This window comes from Dorea sp. MB18-49, from assembly GCF_023669465.1.
Lineage (GTDB): Bacteria > Bacillota > Clostridia > Lachnospirales > Lachnospiraceae > Dorea_A > Dorea_A longicatena.
This window is the reverse complement of record NZ_JAMOYX010000083.1, coordinates 1-5281: the sequence shown is the minus strand read 5'-3', so window position 1 is coordinate 5281 and position 5281 is coordinate 1. Positions and strand designations below refer to the sequence as shown.

6 protein-coding genes are annotated in these 5281 nt (G+C 42.5%); 4 read left to right on the top strand and 2 right to left on the bottom strand.

Annotated elements, in window-relative coordinates:
* From NCY30_RS14660 to dnaB, 4 genes are all read left to right on the top strand, one after another.
* On the top strand, window positions 1–254 hold a 254-nt coding region (locus NCY30_RS14660), incomplete at its 5' end, for a GDP-mannose 4,6-dehydratase (RefSeq protein WP_250818863.1).
* Between the two features lie 179 nt (window positions 255–433).
* Window positions 434–2497 carry a DHH family phosphoesterase gene (locus tag NCY30_RS14655; protein WP_173785107.1) on the top strand — a complete coding sequence of 688 codons (2064 nt, stop codon included), beginning with the start codon at window positions 434–436 and terminating at the stop codon, window positions 2495–2497.
* Entirely contained in the window at window positions 2497–2946 is a 450-nt protein-coding gene (gene rplI, locus NCY30_RS14650) for a 50S ribosomal protein L9 (protein ID WP_022416341.1), read from the top strand. Before NCY30_RS14655 ends, rplI begins: the two co-directional genes overlap by 1 nt.
* A 13-nt stretch (window positions 2947–2959) precedes the next feature.
* On the top strand, window positions 2960–4309 hold the full coding sequence (gene dnaB / locus NCY30_RS14645; protein WP_022416342.1) for a replicative DNA helicase: 1350 nt from the start codon (window positions 2960–2962) through the stop codon (window positions 4307–4309).
* Here the strand turns inward: dnaB and NCY30_RS14640 are convergent.
* Together NCY30_RS14640 and NCY30_RS14635 are read right to left on the bottom strand one after the other, a co-directional pair.
* Window positions 4283–4648 (bottom strand): hypothetical protein, encoded by a 366-nt coding sequence (locus tag NCY30_RS14640; RefSeq protein WP_006427023.1) that lies wholly within the window; start codon window positions 4646–4648, stop codon window positions 4283–4285. The genes dnaB and NCY30_RS14640 overlap by 27 nt on opposite strands.
* 196 nt (window positions 4649–4844) lie before the next feature.
* Entirely contained in the window at window positions 4845–5015 is a 171-nt protein-coding gene (locus NCY30_RS14635; protein ID WP_006427022.1) for a DUF362 domain-containing protein, read from the bottom strand.
* Window positions 5016–5281 lie beyond the last annotated feature (266 nt).

Here is a 5281-nt window from a genome sequence, read left to right as displayed (position 1 = left end):
GACTTGATGTGATCAATCTTGGAACGGGTGTTGGATATTCCGTGCTTGATATGGTAAAAGCATTCGGCAAAGCATGTGGAAAAGAGATTCCATATGAGATCAAACCAAGAAGAGCCGGAGATATCGCAATGTGTTATGCAGATCCTGCCAAGGCAGCAAGAGTGCTTGGCTGGAAGGCTGAAAAAGGGCTGGATGAGATGTGTGCCGATACATGGAGATGGCAGTCACAGAATCCAAACGGATATGAATCATAAATCATAAAAATGAACACCGGATGATGGGAAATACTTAACAGAACGTTAAGGATTTCCCGTCTTTCTTTTTCAGGGGATAAATGGTATAATATCCACATATGTAAAGAGCAGTGGATGATCAGATCACTGACAGGCACTGCAAAAGGAGTGAGAAATACTCACACACAGAGGCGAGAATCATGGAAAAGAAGAATGAAAAAGGAAAAGTGCAGCTCAAAGGACAACTCAAACTTTACATCCAGTGGCCGGCTATTATGTCCCTGCTTCTCATAGCAATGGATTTGTGGGTTTATAAGCTGGATCACAGAGCGGGAATCCTGATGGCCGTATTTGTAGTCGTATATATCATTATGGTGGGTGGACTGTATTTTTACAGTAAGAACATCATTATGAAAGACCTGGTAGAGTTTGCTGCACAGTATGGCATTGTTCAGAATACATTGCTGAGAGAACTGTCGATTCCTTATGCGATCCTGTTGGATGATGGAAAAGCGATCTGGATGAACGATGAATTTGAAGCAATCCTGGGAGGTAAACCCAAGGGAGAAGCTTATATCAGCAAATACATTCCTGAATTGAACCGGAGTATATTTCCAAAAGAGGACCAACAGACGGTCACAATGGAAGTGTATTATGATGACAAAGAGTATCAGGCAGAGATCCGGAGAGTATCAGTAGAAGGATTTAGTGATACAGAACAGCTTATGGAGCTGCCAAAGGAAAAAGAATATTTTATAGCTGTATATCTTCAGGATGTTACGGAACTTAACCGTATTATCCGAGAGAACGAAGAGCAGAGGATGGTTGCCGGGCTGGTTTACATTGATAACTATGATGAAGTGATCGACAGTGTGGAAGAAGTCAGACAGTCACTTCTGATGGCACTGGTAGACCGTAAGATCAACCAGTATATTGCGAAGGTTGACGGAATCGTTAAGAAACTGGAGAATGATAAATATTTTATCATCATCCGGAAATCTTACTTCAAACAGCTGGAAGAAGATAAGTTCTCCCTGCTGGACGATGTAAAATCCGTAAATATCGGAAATGGAATCCCGGCGACATTAAGTATCGGACTTGGACTGAGTTCTGATTCTTATGCGCAGAGTTACAACTATGCACGTGTTGCGATTGATCTTGCGCTTGCAAGAGGCGGCGATCAGGCAGTTATCAAGGACTGTAACGGTGTGACTTATTATGGTGGCAAACGTGAACAGACAGCAAAGAATACCCGTGTAAAGGCGCGTGTAAAAGCGGAGGCACTGCGTGAATTTATCACGGTCAAAGATAAGATCTTTGTTATGGGACATAAGCTGACAGACGTGGATGCGTTCGGTGCGGCAATGGGAATCTACCGTGCGGCACTGGCTTTGGAAAAACGTGCTTATATTGTAATTAATGAAGTATCTGCATCGCTCAGACCATTATATGAATTATTCGAACAGGATTCGAATTACCCGGACGATCTGTTCCTGACATCGTCACAGGCGATGAATATGGCGGATGAGAATTCGATGGTTGTAGTAGTAGATACGAACCGTCCGATGATGACAGAATGTGAGGAACTTCTGAAGACGACCAAGACGATCGTGGTTCTGGATCATCACAGACAGAGCAGTGATAATATCGACAATGCGCTGCTGTCTTATATTGAACCGTATGCATCATCGGCATGTGAGATGGTATCAGAAGTATTGCAGTATATCGTAGACGGAATCAAGATTCCAAAGATTGAGGCGAGCAGCCTGTATGCCGGTATCATGATCGATACCAACAACTTTGTGAATAGTACCGGAGTCCGTACTTTTGAAGCAGCGGCATTCTTAAGAAGATGCGGTGCAGATATCACATTGGTAAGAAAATTATTCCGTGATGACATGGAATCTTACAGAGCGAAAGCAGAGATCATCAGCAGCGCGGAGGTTTATCATAATAAATTTGCCATCGCAAGAGGTGTGGATCTTCACATCGAAAGCCCGACGATCATCGGGGCACAGGCAGCAAATGAACTGCTGGATATCAGTGAGATCAAGGCATCATTTGTATTAACCGAATATAATGGAAGAATATACGTCAGCGCACGTTCGATCGATGAGGTCAATGTACAGATCATCATGGAACGTCTGGGCGGAGGCGGTCACATGAACGCTTCGGGAGCGCAGTTCAATCATACGGATATGGATGAAGCGGTAGCCTGCTTAAAACAGGTGATTGACGAGATGATAGAAGGAGGAGACTTGTAATGAAAGTAATTTTGACAGAAGACGTAAAGTCACTTGGTAAAAAAGGAGAGATCGTAAACGTCAGCGACGGATACGCAAGAAACTTTATCTTAAAGAAAAATAAAGGTGTAGAAGCCAACGGAAAGAACTTAAATGACCTGAAGTTAAAGAAAGCCAACGACGATAAGATTGCACAGCAGCAGTATGAAGATGCGCAGGAACTTGGCAAGAAGATCGAAGCAGGTAAGATCGAAGTTGCGATCAAGATGGGAGAAGGCGGCAAAGCATTCGGTTCCGTATCTTCAAAAGAGATCGCAGAAGAGGTTAAAAAGCAGATGGATCTTACGATCGACAAGAAGAAAGTACAGTTAAAAGAAGCAATCAGAACACTGGGAACCCATAATGTGCCGGTTAAGCTGCATCCAAAGGTAACAGCAGAGCTGAAAGTTGTTGTAAAAGAAGAAGCATAGGAGGAATTCAGGCGTGGAAGAAGCACTCATCAAACGAGTCATGCCACACAGCATCGAAGCAGAACAGTCTGTGGTCGGCGCCATGCTTATGGATAAAGATGCCATCACCACTGCAGGAGAAATCATCAGTGGTGATGATTTTTATCAGGCGTCATACGGAGTGATCTTTGATTCGATGATCGAACTGTTCAATGAAGGAAAACCGGTCGATCTGATCACCTTGCAGGAAAGACTGAAGGAAAAGGACGTACCGGCGGAGATTGCCAGTCTGGAATTTGTCAGAGACCTGGTGACAGCAGTGCCGACTTCTGCGAACGTGAAATATTACGCACAGATCGTGGCAGATAAGTCGTTAATGCGTAAGATGATTAAACTGAACGAATCAATTGAAAATATGTGCTATGCGGGAAAAGAGCCGGTAGAGTCGATTATGGAACAGACAGAGAAATCCATGTTTCAGTTATTACAGAGACGTACGACCGGTGATTACGTACCGATCAAACAGGTTGTTTTAAATGCATTAGATAAGATTGAGAAGGCGTCTAAGAGTAAAGGAACCGTTACGGGAATACCGACGGGATTCATTGATCTGGATTATAAACTTTCCGGATTTCAGCCGTCAGATTTTATTCTGATCGCAGCCCGTCCATCTATGGGAAAAACGGCGTTTGTATTAAACATTGCGCAGTATATGGCATTTAAGAAGAATAAAGCAGTAGCAATCTTCAGTCTGGAGATGTCAAAAGAACAGCTGGTGAACCGACTGTTTTCTCTGGAGTCCCAGGTAGATGCCCAGTCCCTAAGAACCGGTAATATGAAAGATTCCGACTGGGAGAAACTAATAGAAGGAGCTGGGATTATCGGTCAGTCGAAGCTGATCATTGATGATACTCCGGGTATCTCTATCTCAGAACTCAGATCGAAATGCAGAAAGTACAAACTGGAACACGGACTTGATATTATCATCATTGACTACCTGCAGTTGATGACCGGAAGTGTGGGAAGAAGTTCGGAGTCCAGACAGCAGGAAGTCTCAGACATTTCCCGACAGTTAAAGGGACTTGCCAGAGAGCTGAATGTGCCGGTAGTATCCCTGTCACAGTTAAGCCGTGCGGTAGAAAGCCGTCCGGATAAAAGACCGATGCTTTCGGACCTTCGTGAATCCGGAGCCATCGAGCAGGATGCGGACGTGGTAATGTTCATTTACCGAGACGAATACTACAATAAAGATTCAGAGTTCAAAAAACAGGCAGAAATAATTATCGCAAAACAAAGAAACGGCCCGGTAGGGACCGTTAATCTGGCTTGGCTTGGCGAATATACAAAGTTTGCCAACTTAAGCAGACAGGAAGATTCTTTTTAATTTCTTAACTGGACCGGTTTCGGCCGATGCTTTCCGGAAGGATTGCTGCTGGCGGATCAACTGATCCAGTTTTTTGAATTCTAATTCTTCATGGCGTTCTTTTGCATCCAGAAGAAAGGACATCTCCTGACTGAACATTGCCATGAGAACTTCGTTGTTATTCTGCAGCATGCGTTTTAACTGTAACTGTTCTCTGGTCCGTCTGATATCGGGAATCAGTGCTTTTAAATCAGAGAGAGAAACTCCCTGATCATAAAGATCCCGGATACAGGCATACAGTCTGGCATCATCTCTGGTCTCACGTTTTATCTGTTCTAAAGTATTCATATGATTTCCCATGTTAGATACCCCCTTATCTTATAATACTTGTCCCTTATGGGTAAATGTATCATAGCACAGGAAAGATCACCGAATTCGTCAGAATCCGTCGAGAGAAATAAATTTATTAAAAAAGAAATAATATACAAAATATCAAAACAAAAAAATGCACGATACAAAATGTACCGTGCATTCTTATCTTACTTATTCTGCGTTATTAACCTTCAGAAATTGCTCCTACTGGACACTGAGCAGCACAAGCGCCACAATCTACACAAGCGTCAGCATCGATCTCATAATGATCTGCTCCCTGAGCGATAGCTCCTACTGGACATTCAGCTTCGCAAGATCCGCAGCTTACACATTCATCACCAATTACGTGTGCCATAGTATGTACCCTCCTTTGAGATTAAATATTCTAGACATAATCCAATTCGTTGTCTCTGTTCCTATAATAATACAAAAAATAAAAATAAACAAGGGAATAGAATGTTTTTTTAGAAATACATAAAAGTTTAGTTATAGCTAACTTGTGTTAGAAAAAGCTATCACAATAAAGGGGAAAAAAGTATTTCTACAGAAATATAAAAGTCATAGAGGAAAATTAAGAAAAATTTCAACAATTTTTCACCGTTTTGGTGTATAGTATATGGT